The sequence below is a fragment of the Sulfitobacter sp. SH22 genome (assembly GCF_965641905.1).
In the GTDB taxonomy this organism is placed as follows: Bacteria; Pseudomonadota; Alphaproteobacteria; order Rhodobacterales; family Rhodobacteraceae; genus Sulfitobacter.
Genome location: NZ_OZ282573.1, coordinates 2,432,051 through 2,448,663 on the forward strand (window position 1 = coordinate 2,432,051; position 16,613 = coordinate 2,448,663).

General features: G+C 56.9%; 16 protein-coding genes. 13 read left to right on the forward strand and 3 right to left on the reverse strand.

Annotated elements, in window-relative coordinates:
- Positions 1–328: 328 nt before the first annotated feature.
- On the reverse strand, positions 329–1,291 hold the full coding sequence (gene mdh, locus ACSQ13_RS14025; RefSeq protein ID WP_176248089.1) for a malate dehydrogenase: 963 nt from the start codon (positions 1,289–1,291) through the stop codon (positions 329–331).
- A 189-nt stretch (positions 1,292–1,480) separates the two neighbouring features.
- On the reverse strand, positions 1,481–2,347 hold the full coding sequence (locus ACSQ13_RS14030) for a PRC-barrel domain-containing protein (protein WP_295510798.1): 867 nt from the start codon (positions 2,345–2,347) through the stop codon (positions 1,481–1,483).
- 154 nt (positions 2,348–2,501) lie between these two features.
- Here ACSQ13_RS14030 and ACSQ13_RS14035 point away from each other — a divergent pair, with 154 nt between their 5' ends.
- Positions 2,502–3,254, forward strand: coding sequence for a sulfite exporter TauE/SafE family protein (locus ACSQ13_RS14035; RefSeq protein WP_176248087.1), 753 nt, complete (start codon positions 2,502–2,504; stop codon positions 3,252–3,254).
- 16 nt (positions 3,255–3,270) lie between these two features.
- Here ACSQ13_RS14035 and ACSQ13_RS14040 read toward each other — a convergent pair whose 3' ends face one another.
- On the reverse strand, positions 3,271–3,417 hold the full coding sequence (locus ACSQ13_RS14040) for a hypothetical protein (RefSeq protein ID WP_176248086.1): 147 nt from the start codon (positions 3,415–3,417) through the stop codon (positions 3,271–3,273).
- A 266-nt stretch (positions 3,418–3,683) separates the two neighbouring features.
- Between ACSQ13_RS14040 and ACSQ13_RS14045 the strand changes: the two genes are divergently transcribed.
- The 12 genes from ACSQ13_RS14045 (at position 3,684) to lpdA (ending at position 16,524) form a co-directional block, all read left to right on the forward strand.
- A complete protein-coding gene (locus ACSQ13_RS14045) occupies positions 3,684–4,541 on the forward strand; it encodes an HpcH/HpaI aldolase/citrate lyase family protein (RefSeq protein WP_176248085.1) in 858 nt (285 codons plus the stop codon).
- Between the two features lie 5 nt (positions 4,542–4,546).
- Positions 4,547–5,104 (forward strand): NnrU family protein, encoded by a 558-nt coding sequence (locus tag ACSQ13_RS14050; protein WP_176248084.1) that lies wholly within the window; start codon positions 4,547–4,549, stop codon positions 5,102–5,104.
- 45 nt (positions 5,105–5,149) lie between these two features.
- Positions 5,150–5,353 (forward strand): DUF1737 domain-containing protein, encoded by a 204-nt coding sequence (locus tag ACSQ13_RS14055; RefSeq protein WP_176248083.1) that lies wholly within the window; start codon positions 5,150–5,152, stop codon positions 5,351–5,353.
- A complete protein-coding gene (locus ACSQ13_RS14060; protein WP_295510802.1) occupies positions 5,353–6,390 on the forward strand; it encodes a MaoC family dehydratase in 1,038 nt (345 codons plus the stop codon). Before ACSQ13_RS14055 ends, ACSQ13_RS14060 begins: the two co-directional genes overlap by 1 nt.
- Positions 6,387–7,100, forward strand: a complete 714-nt coding sequence (locus ACSQ13_RS14065; protein WP_295510805.1) for a DUF4344 domain-containing metallopeptidase — start codon at positions 6,387–6,389, stop codon at positions 7,098–7,100. The genes ACSQ13_RS14060 and ACSQ13_RS14065 overlap by 4 nt, the downstream gene beginning before the upstream one ends.
- A 196-nt stretch (positions 7,101–7,296) precedes the next feature.
- A complete protein-coding gene (gene sucC / locus ACSQ13_RS14070) occupies positions 7,297–8,490 on the forward strand; it encodes an ADP-forming succinate--CoA ligase subunit beta (protein ID WP_295510808.1) in 1,194 nt (397 codons plus the stop codon).
- A 233-nt stretch (positions 8,491–8,723) separates the two neighbouring features.
- Complete coding sequence (sucD, locus tag ACSQ13_RS14075) at positions 8,724–9,611, forward strand: succinate--CoA ligase subunit alpha (RefSeq protein ID WP_176248079.1); 888 nt, start codon at positions 8,724–8,726, stop codon at positions 9,609–9,611.
- A gap of 77 nt (positions 9,612–9,688) precedes the next feature.
- Complete coding sequence (locus ACSQ13_RS14080; protein ID WP_176248078.1) at positions 9,689–12,652, forward strand: 2-oxoglutarate dehydrogenase E1 component; 2,964 nt, start codon at positions 9,689–9,691, stop codon at positions 12,650–12,652.
- Positions 12,653–12,654: 2 nt separating this feature from the next.
- The gene (odhB, locus tag ACSQ13_RS14085; protein ID WP_295510812.1) at positions 12,655–14,163 is read left to right on the forward strand and encodes a 2-oxoglutarate dehydrogenase complex dihydrolipoyllysine-residue succinyltransferase; all 1,509 of its coding nucleotides are present in this window, start codon (positions 12,655–12,657) and stop codon (positions 14,161–14,163) included.
- A gap of 51 nt (positions 14,164–14,214) precedes the next feature.
- Entirely contained in the window at positions 14,215–14,598 is a 384-nt protein-coding gene (locus tag ACSQ13_RS14090; RefSeq protein WP_295510815.1) for an MAPEG family protein, read from the forward strand.
- A gap of 18 nt (positions 14,599–14,616) precedes the next feature.
- Entirely contained in the window at positions 14,617–15,012 is a 396-nt protein-coding gene (locus ACSQ13_RS14095) for an MAPEG family protein (protein ID WP_295510942.1), read from the forward strand.
- A gap of 123 nt (positions 15,013–15,135) precedes the next feature.
- Positions 15,136–16,524 (forward strand): dihydrolipoyl dehydrogenase, encoded by a 1,389-nt coding sequence (gene lpdA, locus ACSQ13_RS14100; RefSeq protein ID WP_295510818.1) that lies wholly within the window; start codon positions 15,136–15,138, stop codon positions 16,522–16,524.
- Positions 16,525–16,613 lie beyond the last annotated feature (89 nt).

A 16,613-nucleotide genomic window follows, 5' to 3' on the forward strand; every position in this document is an offset into this window, starting at 1 on the left:
TTCTCGTCTCGTTCAGCTTATAGATAGCGGTATTTTCGATACTGTCACGCACAGACGTCCGTTTCGGGTCATGTTTGCGCACCAAAACCCGCAAAAAATTCGAATTAATCAAAAGTTTTTAGATTTGTGATCACGGAATTTTTTCATGTGATCACAACGGGGCCAGGCTTCCGCTGATCTTCGCGCTTTTGGCGAATACCGTGACGGAGGGTGCAAATCAGCATGTCCATTGAATTGGGATAGACGGCCCGTGTCGGATGGCGCGCAACAGCAAACAGGTGGGAAAAATTGGCGGGGCGGCTGATTTCAGCGCCCCGCCAGTAAAGATTTAGCTCAACGAGCCGTCGATACCTTTGCAAGCATCAACCAGGCCTTTGACGGCATTGACAGAATTATCGAACATCGCCTGCTCGTCTTTATCCATCGAGATTTCGACAACACGTTCGATGCCGCCGGCACCAATCACGGTTGGAACGCCAACATAGAAACCGTTCAGACCGTAAGCACCGTCGACATATGCCGCACAGGGCAGCACGCGCTTTTGGTCTTTCAGATAGGCTTCGGCCATCTCGATCGCCGAAGTCGCTGGCGCATAGAACGCCGAACCGGTTTTCAGCAACCCAACGATTTCCGCGCCGCCATCACGGGTGCGCTGAACGATCGCGTCCAGTTTATCCTGTGAGGTCCAACCCATTTTCACCAGATCAGGCAAAGGAATACCCGCAACTGTCGAATAGCGTGTCAGTGGCACCATTGTATCGCCGTGGCCGCCCAGAACGAACGCGGTAACGTCCTTCATCGACACGTTGAATTCGGCGGCAAGGAAGTGACGGAAGCGTGCCGAATCAAGAACGCCAGCCATGCCGCAAACCATGTGGTGTGGCAGACCGGAGAATTCGCGCAGAGCCCAAACCATCGCATCAAGCGGGTTTGTGATACAGATCACAAAGGCGTTTGGCGCGTGGGCTGCGATGCCTTCGCCAACGGATTTCATCACTTTCAGGTTGATGCCCAGCAGATCATCACGGCTCATCCCGGGCTTGCGGGCAACACCGGCTGTAACGATGCAAACGTCAGCACCAGCGATATCAGCATAGTCATTTGCACCTGACATGGTCGCGTCGAACTTTGCCGATGGACCGGATTCGGCGATATCAAGCGCCTTACCCTGAGGAACACCTTCGGCGATGTCGAACAAAACGACGTCACCTAGTTCCTTGATTGCTGCGAGATGGGCAAGCGTGCCCCCGATCTGCCCAGCGCCGATAAGCGCAATTTTGGGTCTGGCCATGTGGTTTTCTCCGACAAGGTTAAGATTGGCCACGGGATAACGAAATGCATCGCACCGTGCAAGTTGCCTGTCGATCATGGCCGATGGAAGATGAATAAACGCATAAAAAAGGGCCACTTCCAGTTGGAAATGGCCCTTTATTCAGGTCAAGAAATACAAATTTCCCGAATATTCATACGCGGTTTCGACTTAGTTCCGGTATTCGGGCTGTGCTTCAAGGGCTTCCTTGCTGCTGTCGATGTAGATGCGGAAATCATCGCCTTCAGCGTTTTTCAGGACCTGCAATTCATCCCATGTCACCGCGACCGGCTTTTCGCCCAAGCCAAGGAAACCGCCAACATTGATCACGACTTCTTTCACCTGGCCGTCGTCACCCAGGATCAGGCTGCCAACTTCGCCGACTGTTTCATTGTCGGACCCATAGACATAGGCCCCGTCCAGGTCTTCAGCTGTCAGAGCTTGCATTTGCTCGACGTTGGCTTCTGCATAACCTTCATATTCGACAGCCGGACGGGTCAACATCGGACGATCATTTGCGGGCTCGTCTTTGGCCATCTCGGCAGATGTCGCTGTGTCGGACATTTCGGTCGTTGCAGCAGCTTCGGCTTTTTCCATGTCGTCGTCCATGTCACGGTCAAACTCGGGGGCCTGCTCCAACATCTCTTTCGATGTTGTCACCACCAGAAAACGGTCGTCCGAATCGCCTTCGGCCTTCAGCACCTTGATGCTGTCCATGCTGACACTCACGTCACGTTCGCCCATGCCAAGGAAGCCGCCAACACCCAGAATAACAGCTTTTACATCGCCGTTTTCATCCAGCAGAATATCATTGATCTCGCCGATATCGTCCCATTCGGTTTCAGCACCGGTGACGACAGTCATGTTGGCGTCGATTTCAGTTTCGGCGTTATAGATGCGCATGCCGATCAGGTCGGATGCAAAGAAATCAGACGGCTGCGCAACAGTGCTGCCAATGCCGTTTGTGGCATGGGACGCAGCAAATGCCGGGCCGGTCAAAGAAAGAATAATTGCGGTTGTTCCAAGAAAACGTTTCATTACTATTTACTCCTATTAAGGTACTGTACTTTCCGCCAAGCGAACATCGCTCGGTTGCAAGGATAACCAGCATCTCGCCAATCAGTTCCAACTCGGATCAACAAACTGTCACTTTAATCAATCCATGACATAGCTGTCCGAAAGCGGTGCCCCGATGACCTTTGATATTTGGTTCTTGCTGATCGCCGGGCCTGCCGTTCTTTTTGCAGGTGTCTCGAAAGGCGGGTTCGGATCGGGCGCGGCTTTTGCAAGTTCCTCCATCCTGGCTGTGGTCATCGAACCGGGGATGGCCCTGGGGATCATGTTGCCACTGCTGATGCTTATCGACGTCACAACCCTGAAACCCTATTGGGGAAAATGGAGCCTGCACGACGTCAGGTTGCTGGTCCTTGGTGCCGTACCGGGCGTTGTTTTGGGCGCGGCACTGTACAAGATCGCATCGCCGGATTTCTTCCGCCTGATGATCGGCAGCATTTCGGTCGGGTTTGTGTTCTGGCAATGGGGCCGCAGTTCGGGCTGGATTCGCGCCGCACAACACGCGTTGCCAGATTGGGCGGGTGTGTTTTGGGGCGGTGTTGCTGGCCTTACCAGTTTTATCAGCCACGCAGGCGGCCCACCTGCCGCGATCTATCTTTTGTCACGCGGTTTGACGAAAACCCAATTTCAGGCCTCTACCGTGTTGCTGTTCTGGACAGTCAACATCGTCAAATTCGTGCCCTATGCTTTTTTGGGTATCTTCACTCTCGATACGTTGAAAGCGGACCTGGTGCTTGCGCCCTTTGCCATTCTCGGCGCGTGGGTCGGGGTCAAAGCGCATCGGTTCATCTCTCAAAAGCAGTTCTTTGCGATCACCTATGTTTTGTTGCTGACAACAGGGACCAAGCTGATCTGGGATGGTTTGACCTAGTGTCTGGCAGTGCGCATCAGGGAATATCAACCATAACGGCAAAGGAATATGACGCTATTGGCCCCGCCATTGGATCGGCTGACAAATCCTGCGTTGCTGCAATCATGATCGCCCCTGCGGCGGCAAGCCCCGCCAGGTGAAAAACCTTATGGAAATTAGTCATTATCGCGCCTTCCTTTTCTGACCAGTTCACAGGAAAACCGGTCATGATGGATATCGGGGCACGCTGGCATTTTCCCCCTGACGACACAGAGCCGCGATGCCGACGCATGCCCTGCAACAGTGCTCCATCCAGCTGAACAATCCGTTAATTCCCGCCATTCGAAGAATTATTCGCCCAATTTGCTGCGCTGCGGCGGGATTGCGCTTGAAGTATTCGTTAAAAAATGCAGACCTGCGCGCAACATTATTTCTTCGGAGGTTCATATCATGTCGAAAATCACCCGCCCGCTCCGCTCTGTTCTCTATATCCCCGGCTCGAAAGACCGTGCCCTGGACAAAGCCCGCGGGCTGCCAGCCGACGCGATCATCTTTGACCTTGAGGATGCCGTTATCCCCGAAGAAAAAACCGCCGCCCGCGATACGCTGGCACAGGCGCTCAAGGACGGCGGCTATGGCAGCCGTTTCAAAGTGATCCGTATCAACGGGTTGGACACGGAATGGGGTGCCGACGACGCCCGCGCCGCCGCCAAGATGGACTGCGACGCGATTCTGTTGCCCAAAGTCGGCAGCCCCGCCGATCTGGACGCCCTTGCCGCCATCACCGATGACATCCCGCTTTGGGCGATGATGGAAACCCCCGGTGCCATGCTGAACGCCGCCGCCATCGGCGCGCACCCGAAGCTGCAATGCATGGTCATGGGCACCAACGACCTGAACAAAGACCTGCAAACCCGCGTCCGCCCCGACCGCCTGCCGCTGCTGACCGGTCTTGGCCTGTGCGTGCTGGCCGCCAAGGCCAACGGGATTGCGATCATCGACGGGGTGTATAACGCGTTCAAAGACGACGAAGGCCACCGCGTCGAATGTGACCAGGGCCGCGATATGGGCTTTGACGGGAAAACCCTGATCCACCCCGCACAGCTGGATGTGGCAAACGAAGCATTTTCCCCATCCGAGGCCGAAGCAGACCTTGCGCGCCGCCAAATCGCAGCGTTTGACGAAATGCAGGCAACAGGTCAGGGTGTGGCAGTCGTGGACGGCCGCATCGTAGAGAACCTGCATGTTGCAACCGCGCGCGAAACATTGGCAAAACTGGACGCAATCGCGGCCCTACAAACGGAGTAAGCCCCATGATGGCACTTTTGATCCTCGGCATGATCCTTTGGGTCGGTGCACATTACTTTAAACGGCTGATGCCCGACCAACGGGCCGCCCTTGGCGACAAAGGCAAAGGCGTGATTGCCGTGGCGCTTGTCGTATCCCTTGTGCTGATCATCATCGGCTATCGCGGTGCGGCATTCATTGATGTCTGGTATCCGCCCAGCTTCCTCACCCACATTAACAACCTGCTGATGGTGCTGGCCTTCTGGGTCTATGGATCAAGTGCCGCCAAAGGTGCCAAAGCATGGCCCGCCAACAAGACCCGTCACCCGCAACTGATGGCCGTCAAGATCTGGGCTACAGCGCATTTGCTGGTGAACGGCGATCTTGCGTCGATCATCCTGTTCGGTGGCATGTTGGCCTGGGCCGTCGGATCGGTGATCCTGATCAACAAAGCCGAACCTGATTGGACCCCGCCGCCAGCCGCAGGCAAGGCGACCTATATCCGCCTTATCGTGATCACGGCTGTCGTTTTCGTCATCGTCGTCGGCATCCATAGCTGGCTCGGCGTCTCGCCGTTCTCCTAACGCCGTTCCTTTGAAATAATCTGCCATTAACCTGAGAGTATCTGCATGAAACTTTACCGTTTCCTGTCCGAAGAGGACACCTCCGCCTTTTGTCACAAGGTCACCGATGCCCTGAACAAGGGGTGGGAACTGTACGGCACGCCGACCCAGACATTTGACGCCGCCGCTGGTATCATGCGCTGCGGTCAGGCCGTCACGAAAGAAGTCGAAGGCACCTATACCCCTGACACCAAACTGGGGGAGCACTGATGGTTGCCACGAAAACAAACGCCGGTCGCTTCTTTGAAGACTACACTGTCGGCCAAACGCTGCACCATGCTGTACCGCGCACGGTAAAGGGCGGCGAACGCGCCTTGTACCATGCGCTGTATCCGGCACGTCACGCGCTTTATTCCTCCGATCAATTCGCCCAAAGCTGCGGCCTGCCGTTTAGCCCGATGGATGATATGATCACCTTTCACATCGTCTTTGGCAAAACCGTGCCTGACGTATCGCTGAACGCGGTGGCAAATCTGGGCTATGCCCAAGGGCGCTGGCTCGCCCCCGTCTGGCCCGGTGACACGCTGCGGTCTGTGTCCGAAGTGATCGGGCTGAAACAGAACTCCAACGGCAAAACCGGCGTGGTCTATGTGCGCACCTCGGGCTTTAACCAAGACGATACCAAAGTGCTGGAATATGTCCGCTGGGTGATGGTGCGCAAACGCGATGTCAACGCCCCTGCCCCCGCCGAAGTGGTGCCAAACCTGCCCAAAGCGCTAAGCGTCGGACAGCTGCATATCCCTGACGATCTGGATTTCAGCACCTATGATTTCACCTTGGCCGGCGAACCGCACCGCTGGGGCGATTACGAGGTCGGTGAAAAGATCGACCACGTTGACGGCGTAACGGTGGAGGAAGCCGAACACATGATGGCCACGCGCCTGTGGCAGAACACCGCCAAAGTTCATTTTGACACCTCTGCCCGCCCCGACGGGTCGCGGCTGATCTATGGCGGTCACGTAATTTCGATGGCGCGGGCGCTGTCGTTCAACGGTTTGGCCAATGCGCAAATGATTGTCGGGCTGAACGGCGGGGCACATGCGAACCCGTGCCTGTCAGGCGACACCATCCGCGCGTGGTCCGAAGTGTTGGACAAAGCCGACACATCCGCCCCCGGCGTTGGTGCGATCCGCTTGCGTCTGGTGGCCACCAAGGGCGGCGATCCGTTCAAGCTGAAGGGCGACGATGGCAAATACCTGCCCGATGTTCTGCTTGATCTGGATTATTGGGCCTTGATGCCAAAGTGAAATCGCTGATTTTTGCCCTGACGTTGCTTTTGCCCCTCGGCGCTTGTGCTGATGAGGCCGAGGATAATTTTGTCTCTGCAAATCTTATCTCGATCTTTTATCACGAGATGGGCCATGCGCTGATCGACATCATGCGCTTGCCCGTTTTCGGACAGGAAGAAGACGCCGCCGACATGGCCTCTGTCCTGTTTCTGGAAAATACGTTCTCGGAAGAAGACGCGGTGTCCATCGCCTATGACAGCGCGTTGGGGCTTTATGCCGAATCACAAAACGAAACCGATCCGAACGAAACGGCGTGGGGGGTACACGGGGCCAGTTTGCAGCGGTTCTATAATCTTGTGTGCCTGTTTTACGGGGCAAATGTCGACACGCGCGATGATTTTGCCGACGACATGGGTTTGCCTGCCGCGCGCGCAGAAACCTGCGAGGCTGAATATCAACTGGCAGATGACAGTTGGGGGCCGATATTTGATGAATTATTCGATGCAGGCCCCGGCGACAGCATCATCTATACCGGATCGGACAAAGGCTTTGCCCAAGAGATCATCAGCGGCGAAGTGGCCACGTTGAATGAACTATTGGCCTTGCCCGAAGACCTGGAAGTCACGGTCGAGCCGTGCGGCCAGCCGAATGCCTTTTACGATTCTTCTTTGGTCAGGGTCATAATCTGCACCGAATTTGAGCCCTATTTGCGTAAACTTGCCCCCTGACGTCCAACGTCACCGCACACGAAATGCCGATTTCCGGACTGCTGTCCAATTTTTGTGATCACACGATAAATACGTGTGATCACAAATGTCGCTTTTGTTTGAAAAATCCTGTATTTCTGAGAAAAACTGTTTACCCAATATCAAGACTCAATCGTATACCGCGATTTGACTGGAACAAAAAACGGGACCGTTTTTCATGAACATCCACGAATATCAGGCGAAAGCCCTTTTGCGCACATATGGCGCGCCAGTATCTGACGGCCGCGTCGTACTGAAAGCCGAAGATGCAAAAACAGCCGCTGGCGAAATGGACGGCCCCCTTTGGGTGGTCAAGGCGCAGATCCACGCAGGTGGACGCGGCAAGGGTTCGTTTAAAGAATCCGACGCTGGCGACAAAGGCGGTGTACGCCTGACCAAGTCGGTCGAAGAAGCCGCAGAAGAAGCCAAAAAAATGCTGGGCCGCACTTTGGTCACGCATCAGACCGGCCCTGCTGGCAAGCAAGTGAACCGCATCTACATCGAAGACGGTTCCGGCATTGAAACCGAACTGTACCTTGCCCTGCTGGTCGATCGCCAGACATCGCGCGTCGGGTTCGTTTGCTCGACCGAAGGCGGCATGGACATCGAAGAGGTCGCCGCATCGACCCCAGAAAAAATCATCAGCTTTTCGGTAGACCCTGCAACAGGCTACCAGGCATTCCACGGCCGTCGCATCGCGTTCACGCTGGGCCTTGAAGGCAAGCAAGTGAAACAATGCGTGGCCCTGATGGGCCAGCTGTACAAAGCCTTTGTCGAAAAAGACATGGAAATGCTGGAAATCAACCCGCTGATCGTCACAGACAGTGGTGACCTGAAGGTGCTTGATGCCAAGGTCAGCTTTGATGGCAACGCCATGTACCGTCACCCCGATATCGCCGAATTGCGCGACACCACCGAAGAAGATGCGAAAGAGCTTGAGGCGTCCAAGTACGACCTGAACTACATCGCGCTTGACGGTGAAATCGGCTGCATGGTGAACGGTGCCGGTCTGGCGATGGCCACAATGGACATCATCAAACTCTACGGTGCCGAGCCGGCGAACTTCCTTGATGTTGGCGGCGGTGCCACCAAAGAGAAAGTGACCGAAGCGTTCAAGATCATCACCTCTGACCCGCAGGTCAAAGGCATCCTGGTCAACATCTTTGGTGGGATCATGCGCTGCGACGTTATCGCCGAAGGCGTTGTTGCAGCCGTAAAAGAAGTCGGTCTGAAAGTGCCATTGGTTGTTCGCCTTGAAGGGACAAACGTTGCCGAAGGCAAAGCGATCATCAACAACTCCGGTCTGGACGTGATTGCAGCGGATAACCTGAAAGATGGCGCACAGAAGATCGTGAAAGCCGTTAAGGGTTAATCAAAGTGACGCAGCGCCTTCTGAGCATGTGTTTGAAGTCTTGCAACCGGTATCGCGTTGGCGATGCCGGTTGTGGCGCATGTTACAGTGGCCGCGACGTCACAAACGCCCCCGGCGCGACATATTTTCAAACTGGAGTGGCCTAAGTCAGCCCCGCAATATCGACGGGGCTACGCCCTCTCAGACAACAATGCTGATCCGTCAGCATTTCGAACCACAGATAGGAAATTACAATGGCCGTACTTGTCGACGAAAATACCAAAGTGATCTGTCAGGGCCTAACAGGGTCCCAGGGCACGTTCCACACAGAGCAAGCCATCGCCTATGGCACCAAGATGGTTGGCGGCGTGACACCTGGCAAAGGTGGGCAAACCCATCTCGACCTGCCCGTGTTCAACTCTGTCCACGAAGCGCGTCATGTGACCGAAGCAAACGCAACCGTCATCTATGTTCCACCGCCCTTCGCAGCCGATTCCATCCTCGAGGCGATTGACGCCGAAATGGAACTGATCATCTGCATCACCGAAGGTATCCCGGTTCTGGACATGATGCGCGTAAAGCGCGCGCTGGACGGGTCCAAGTCGCGCCTGATCGGGCCAAACTGCCCCGGCGTCATCACACCTGACGCGTGCAAAATCGGCATCATGCCGGGCCACATCCACAAGCGCGGCACCTGCGGCGTTGTCTCGCGCTCGGGCACGCTAACCTATGAAGCAGTGAAACAGACATCCGATCTGGGTCTGGGCCAGTCCACAGCTGTTGGCATCGGCGGCGACCCCATCAAAGGGTCCGAACATATCGATATCCTCGAGATGTTCCTGGCCGATCCGGAAACGCAGTCGATCATCATGATCGGTGAAATCGGCGGTTCCGCCGAAGAAGAAGCCGCACAGTTCCTGGCCGATGAAAAGAAGAAAGGCCGTTGGAAGCCAACAGCCGGTTTCATTGCCGGTCGCACAGCCCCTCCCGGCCGTCGCATGGGCCACGCCGGTGCCATCGTTGCTGGTGGTAAAGGCGACGCAGAAAGCAAGATCGAAGCGATGAAAGCCGCTGGTATCGTTGTTGCTGACAGCCCCGCAACACTGGGCGAAGCTGTTCAAGAAGCCATCAACAAGGGCTAAACCCCTTTCGGTCAGGCGAGGCTTTCCCTGCCTGACCCCTTACATTCAAACGTCGCGCTCTCATCAGAGGTATCGCCATGACCGACCAACCGCAAAACGAACAGTTCCACGACACCTCGTTTCTTGAGGGGCAAAACAGTACGTACCTTGAAGCCATGTATGCGCGCTATGCCAATGATCCGACGGCGGTCGATGCCGCGTGGCAGGCGTTTTTCAAGGCGATGGATGATGATGACGCCGACGTAAAAGCCGAAGCCGCTGGCCCGTCATGGGCACGCAGCGACTGGCCACCGATGCCGCAGGACGATTTGACCGCCGCGCTGACAGGCCAATGGCCTGCCCCGGTCGAAACCAAAGCCGCCGGCCAACGGATCGTCGAGAAAGCCGCCGCCAAAGGCATCGAGCTGTCGGATGCACAAGTGCAACGCGCCGTGCTGGACAGCATCCGCGCCCTCATGCTGATCCGCGCCTACCGTATTCGGGGCCACTTGGCCGCCGACCTTGATCCGCTTGGCATGCGTGAACAATCGCTCCACCCCGAGCTGGACCCCGCCGCCTATGGCTTTGGTCCCAAAGACATGGACCGCCCGATTTTCATCGACAACGTGCTGGGCCTGCAAATCGCCACGATGAAGCAGATCGTCGACATCGTGAAAAGCACATATTGCGGCACATTCGCCTTGCAATACATGCACATCTCGAACCCCGAGGAAGCTGCCTGGCTGAAAGAGCGGATCGAAGGCTATGGCAAGGAAATCCAGTTCACCAAGAATGGCCGCAAGGCCATCCTGAACAAGCTGGTCGAAGCCGAAGGTTTCGAGAAATTCCTGCACGTCAAATACATGGGCACAAAACGCTTTGGCCTCGATGGCGGTGAATCCCTGATCCCTGCGATGGAACAGGTCATCAAACGCGGTGGCCAGCTGGGCGTTCGCGATATCGTCATCGGTATGCCGCACCGTGGCCGTTTGTCGGTTCTCGCCAATGTGATGCAAAAACCGTACCGCGCGATCTTTAACGAATTCCAGGGCGGCAGCTTCAAGCCCGAGGACGTCGATGGATCGGGCGATGTGAAATACCACCTTGGCGCATCGTCTGACCGTGAATTTGACGGCAATACCGTTCACCTGTCGCTGACCGCCAACCCGTCCCACCTAGAGGCCGTGAACCCCGTTGTTCTGGGCAAGGTACGCGCCAAGCAGGACCAGTTGAACGACAAGGAACGCACAGCGGTAATGCCGATCCTGCTGCACGGCGATGCCGCTTTTGCGGGCCAGGGCGTTGTGGCTGAATGTTTCGCCCTGTCCGGATTGCGCGGTCACCGTACCGGCGGCACCATGCATATCGTGGTGAACAACCAGATCGGCTTTACCACCGCGCCGCATTTCAGCCGCTCCAGTCCTTATCCGACCGATAACGCGCTGGTGGTTGAGGCACCGATTTTCCACGTCAATGGTGACGATCCCGAAGCCGTCGTTCACGCGGCCCGCGTCGCGACCGAATTCCGCCAGAAGTTCCACAAAGACGTGGTGCTGGATATCATCTGTTACCGCCGCTTTGGTCACAACGAGGGCGACGAGCCCATGTTCACCAACCCGGTGATGTACAAAAAGATCAAAAAGCAAAAGACCACGCTGACGCTGTACACAGATCGCCTTGTCAAAGACGGTCTGATCCCCGAAGGCGAGATCGAGGACATGAAAGCGGCGTTCCAAGAGAAAATGAACACCGAATTCGAAGCCGGCAAAGAATACCGCCCCAACAAAGCCGATTGGCTGGATGGCAAGTGGTCGCATCTCGATAAGGCCAAGGAAAAGAAATACCAGCGCGGCAAAACGGCAATCGCGCCCGAAACCATGGCCGACATCGGCAAGGCGCTGACAACTGCACCGGATAACTTTCCGGTACATAAAACAGTGACGCGCCTGCTGGATGCCAAGGCAGAGATGTTCAAATCCGGCACCGGTTTCGACTGGGCCACAGCCGAAGCCCTGGCATTCGGCTCGCTTCTGACCGAAGGCTACAAGGTCCGCCTTGCCGGTCAGGATTCCGCACGCGGCACATTCTCGCAACGCCATTCCGCCCTGATCAATCAGGAAAACGAAGACCGGTATTATCCGCTGAACCATATCCGCGAGGGGCAGGCCGAATACGAGGTCATCGATTCCATGCTCTCCGAATATGCGGTTTTGGGCTTTGAATACGGCTATTCGCTGGCCGAACCAAATGCGCTGACCTTGTGGGAAGCGCAGTTCGGCGATTTCGCCAACGGCGCGCAGATCATGTTCGACCAGTTCATCAGCTCGGGTGAAAGCAAATGGCTGCGGATGTCCGGCCTCGTCTGCCTCATGCCGCACGGCTATGAGGGGCAAGGGCCTGAACACTCCTCCGCGCGTCTGGAACGTTTCCTGACCATGTGCGGCGGCGACAACTGGATCGTGGCAAACTGCACCACGCCTGCGAACTATTTCCACCTGCTGCGCCGCCAATTGCACCGCAGCTATCGCAAGCCGCTGATGTTGATGACCCCGAAATCCCTGCTGCGCCACAAAATGGCCGTCAGCAAGACCGAGGAATTTACCACCGGCTCCAGCTTCCACCGCGTTTTGTGGGATGATGCCCAGCAGGGCAATTCGGACACCACGCTGGTTGCAGATGACAAGATCAAGCGCGTCGTGATGTGTTCGGGCAAGGTGTACTATGACCTGCTCGAAGAACGCGATGCCCGCGGTATCGACGATATCTATCTGCTTCGGTTCGAACAGTTCTACCCCTTCCCCGCGCAATCGGCGGTCAAGGAACTGGAACGCTTCAAGAACGCTGAAATGGTCTGGTGTCAGGAAGAACCCAAAAACCAGGGGGCCTGGACCTTTATCGAACCCAACATCGAATGGGTTCTTGGCCGGATCAATGCCACGCACACCCGTCCCGTTTACGCAGGTCGCGCCACATCGGCGTCGCCCGCAACGGGTCTGGCCTCTCAACATAAAGCACAACAAGCAGCCCTCGTTGACGAAGCGCTGACCATCGAAGGAAAATAACCATGACAAGCGAAGTACGCGTCCCGACACTGGGTGAATCCGTTACCGAAGCGACCGTGGCAACATGGTTCAAGAAACCAGGCGACACCGTCGCGGTTGACGAAATGCTGTGCGAACTGGAAACCGACAAGGTCACCGTCGAAGTACCCAGCCCCGTGGCAGGCACCCTTGCCGAGATCATTGCCGCCGAAGGTGAAACCGTTGGCGTTGATGCCCTGCTGGCCAATATTTCCGAAGGCGGTGAAAAACCTGCCGCGAAGGATGCTAAATCAACACCTGCGGCGAAAGCCGACGCACCTGCTGCCGGTGGTGACACTGTCGATGTGATGGTCCCCACCCTTGGCGAATCCGTGACCGAAGCGACAATCAGCACCTGGTTCAAGAAAGTCGGCGACACCGTCGAAGCCGACGAGATGCTGTGCGAACTGGAAACCGACAAGGTCAGCGTCGAAGTCCCCGCACCCGCGGCAGGCATCCTGACCGAGATCCTGTTCGAAGAAGGTGCAACCGTCGAGGCCAATGGCAAACTTGCGGTCATCACCGAAGGGGCCGCCGGGGCCTCTGCCCCAACAGCCAAGCCAGCGGCCCAAGCGGCACCCTCCGCTGCCCCCGCCTCCGGTGATATCGAAGATGCGCCATCCGCGAAAAAAGCGATGGCCGAGGCCGGCATCTCTCGGGATCAGGTCATCGGCACGGGCCGCGATGGCCGCGTGATGAAGGATGACGTCGCCAAGGCCGTCGCCGCCGGAACCTCCGCTGCAAAGCCGGCACCGGCTGCCGCCCCCCGCGCGCCCTCTGCCCCACAAGATGCATCGCGTGAAGAACGGGTAAAAATGACCCGTCTGCGCCAGACAATTGCGCGCCGCCTGAAAGACAGCCAGAACACCGCCGCGATGCTGACCACCTATAACGAGGTCGACATGACCGAGATTATGGCCCTGCGGAACGAATACAAAGACCTGTTCTTCAAGAAGCATGGCGTGAAGCTCGGCTTTATGTCCTTCTTCACCAAGGCCTGTATCCACGCCCTTCACGAAGTCCCCGAGGTGAACGCCGAAATCGACGGCACCGATGTGGTGTACAAGAACTACGTCAACATGGGCATCGCGGCCGGCACACCCACAGGTCTTGTGGTGCCTGTGATCAAAGACGCACAAGACATGTCTTTCGCGACCATCGAAAAGACGATTGGCGAAATGGGCGCGAAAGCCCGTGACGGCAAGCTGTCGATGGCCGAAATGCAAGGCGGCACCTTCACCATCTCCAACGGTGGTGTTTACGGCTCGCTGATGTCCTCGCCCATCCTGAACCCGCCACAGTCCGGGATCTTGGGCATGCACAAGATCCAGGACCGCCCGATGGCGATCAACGGTCAGGTCGTGATCCGTCCGATGATGTATCTGGCGCTCAGCTACGATCACCGTATCGTCGACGGCAAAGGCGCGGTAACCTTCCTTGTACGGGTGAAAGAAGCCCTCGAAGATCCACGCCGCCTGCTGATGGATCTGTAATAAACGGCGCGCGGGCATTTTGTCCGCGCGCCCCTTTGCAAAGGATATACCATGACAGAGACAACGATCCTCGCGACCTATGGCTTGCTTGTTATGCTGACGATCCTGCTTCAGGTTCTGGGCGGGATGCAGCAACTGAGCCTCGGCTATCTGATCTCGTCGCGCGACGAAACGCGCACTGTCAGCGGGATGACCGCGCGTATTGAACGCGCGCTTGCCAACTCCATCACGGCCATGGCGCTCTTTGCGCCTGCGGTCCTGATCCTGGTGATCCTCGACCGCACAAGCCCCGCCACCCTATTGGCAGCGCAGGTGTTTCTCGTCGGCCGCATCATCTATCTGCCGGTCTATGCCCTTGGTATCCCCGCACTCCGCACCCTTGTCTGGCTCGTCGGGTTTGCAGCAACCGCAATGCTGTATCTTCTGGCGCTTTAAACCGTGAGCGCTGCGATGATGCCCCCTGAACTGACGGTCCTCGTTCTTGCAGCACTGGTGCAGGTGGTGACCTTTGTCGCCTACGCCATCCCCGCCAATATTGAGCTGGGGTCGGGCTATACCATGTCCGCCCGCGACCGCGAACCGACGCGCCAGATGTCGGATCGCACCGCACGGCTGGGGCGCGCCATGACCAACATGTTCGAGGGCCTGATCCTGTTCGGCATCGCGGCGCTCGTCATTCATACCACAAACCAAAGCACCGGCTACACAACGCTTCTGGCCTGGATATTCCTCGCCGCCCGCATCGCCTATGTCCCGGCCTATGCCTATGGGCTGCGCCCGGGGCGCTCGATCATCTGGGTCATCGGCTTCGGGGTAACGGTTCTTATGTTGATCGCCGCCCTGTTCTGAATTTCCAAATGGCCCAAAATCCCGGGGAGTGCGCTTGCGCACGGGGGCAGCGCCCCCTAGCCTCCCCCTCAACCGGCACACCGCCTGACCACATTAATCACTGCCCCATCAAGGAGACCTTCCATGTCCAGCTACGATGTCATCATCATCGGCTCCGGCCCCGGCGGCTATGTATCCGCCATTCGTTGTGCCCAACTGGGCCTCAAGACCGCCTGCGTTGAAGGCCGTGAAACCCTTGGTGGCACCTGCCTGAACGTCGGCTGCATTCCGTCCAAGGCGCTGCTCCACGCCACCCATATGCTGCACGAGGCGGAACATAATTTCGCAGATATGGGCCTCAAGGGCAAAAGCCCGTCTGTCGACTGGAACCAGATGCTGGCCTATAAACAGAACACCATCGACACCAACACCAAAGGGATCGAATTCCTGTTCAAGAAGAACAAGATCGACTGGATCAAGGGCTGGGCCACCATCCCAGAGGCCGGCAAGGTCAAGGTCGGTGATGACATTCACGAAGCCAAGAACATCATCATCGCGACAGGCTCCGCGCCTGCATCGCTGCCCGGCGTCGAGGTCGACGAGAAAATCGTTGTGACATCCACCGGCGCTTTGACACTGAACAAAGTGCCCAAGAAGCTGGTCGTGATCGGGGCCGGCGTCATCGGTCTTGAACTTGGCTCCGTTTACGCGCGCCTTGGGTCCGAAGTCACCGTTGTTGAATATCTTGATGCGATCACCCCGGGTATGGACAGCGAAGTGCAAAAGAACTTCATGCGGCTGCTGAAAAAGCAGGGCATCGACTTTGTCATGGGGGCCGCCGTGCAAAGCACCGAAGCTTCCAAGACCAAGGCCAAAGTCACCTACAAACTGCGCAAGGACGACAGTGAACACACGCTTGATGCCGATGCTGTTTTGGTTGCCACAGGCCGCAAACCCTATTACGACGGCTTGGGCATCGACGCCCTTGGCGTTGAGATGACACAGCGTGGCCAGATCGCGGTGAACGATCATTGGCAGACCTCGGTCAAAGGCATTTATGCCATCGGTGACGTGATCGAAGGACCGATGCTGGCCCACAAGGCCGAAGACGAAGGCATGGCCGTGGCAGAGGTCGTGGCGGGCAAGCATGGTCACGTGAACTATGGCGTGATCCCCGGTGTGATCTATACCCACCCCGAGGTCGCCAATGTCGGTGCCACCGAAGAGCAGCTCAAGGAAGTGGGCCGTGCCTATAAGGTCGGCAAGTTCAGCTTTATGGGCAATGCGCGCGCCAAGGCCGTTTTCGCCGGCGAAGGGTTTGTCAAAATCCTGGCCGACAAAGACACTGATCGCATTCTGGGCGCGCATATCATCGGGCCAGCGGCGGGTGATCTGATCCACGAAGTCTGTGTCGCGATGGAATTCGGCGCATCAGCCGAAGATCTGGCGATGACGTGCCACGCGCACCCTACCTATTCCGAAGCCGTGCGCGAGGCAGCGCTGGCCTGTGGTGACGGTGCAATCCACATGTGATGAAACGCAGGTGGGGTTCACGCCCCACCTGACCCACCACCGACTTTTTTGAAAACTGTTTTGAAAATGTCCGGCGCGCGAAAAATCTC

Excerpts from the sequence above, each read along its gene's own strand:
- ACSQ13_RS14035 (WP_176248087.1), top strand. The coding sequence starts at position 2,502 with ATGACCTTTGATATTTGGTTCTTGCTGATCGCCGGGCCTGCCGTTCTT.
- ACSQ13_RS14050 (WP_176248084.1), top strand. The coding sequence starts at position 4,547 with ATGATGGCACTTTTGATCCTCGGCATGATCCTTTGGGTCGGTGCACAT.
- ACSQ13_RS14040 (WP_176248086.1), bottom strand. The coding sequence starts at position 3,417 with ATGACTAATTTCCATAAGGTTTTTCACCTGGCGGGGCTTGCCGCCGCA.
- mdh (WP_176248089.1), bottom strand. The coding sequence starts at position 1,291 with ATGGCCAGACCCAAAATTGCGCTTATCGGCGCTGGGCAGATCGGGGGC.
- ACSQ13_RS14080 (WP_176248078.1), top strand. The coding sequence starts at position 9,689 with ATGACCGACCAACCGCAAAACGAACAGTTCCACGACACCTCGTTTCTT.
- ACSQ13_RS14045 (WP_176248085.1), top strand. The coding sequence starts at position 3,684 with ATGTCGAAAATCACCCGCCCGCTCCGCTCTGTTCTCTATATCCCCGGC.
- sucC (WP_295510808.1), top strand. The coding sequence starts at position 7,297 with ATGAACATCCACGAATATCAGGCGAAAGCCCTTTTGCGCACATATGGC.
- odhB (WP_295510812.1), top strand. The coding sequence starts at position 12,655 with ATGACAAGCGAAGTACGCGTCCCGACACTGGGTGAATCCGTTACCGAA.
- ACSQ13_RS14090 (WP_295510815.1), top strand. The coding sequence starts at position 14,215 with ATGACAGAGACAACGATCCTCGCGACCTATGGCTTGCTTGTTATGCTG.
- ACSQ13_RS14030 (WP_295510798.1), bottom strand. The coding sequence starts at position 2,347 with ATGAAACGTTTTCTTGGAACAACCGCAATTATTCTTTCTTTGACCGGC.
- sucD (WP_176248079.1), top strand. The coding sequence starts at position 8,724 with ATGGCCGTACTTGTCGACGAAAATACCAAAGTGATCTGTCAGGGCCTA.
- ACSQ13_RS14060 (WP_295510802.1), top strand. The coding sequence starts at position 5,353 with ATGGTTGCCACGAAAACAAACGCCGGTCGCTTCTTTGAAGACTACACT.
- ACSQ13_RS14095 (WP_295510942.1), top strand. The coding sequence starts at position 14,617 with ATGCCCCCTGAACTGACGGTCCTCGTTCTTGCAGCACTGGTGCAGGTG.
- ACSQ13_RS14055 (WP_176248083.1), top strand. The coding sequence starts at position 5,150 with ATGAAACTTTACCGTTTCCTGTCCGAAGAGGACACCTCCGCCTTTTGT.
- lpdA (WP_295510818.1), top strand. The coding sequence starts at position 15,136 with ATGTCCAGCTACGATGTCATCATCATCGGCTCCGGCCCCGGCGGCTAT.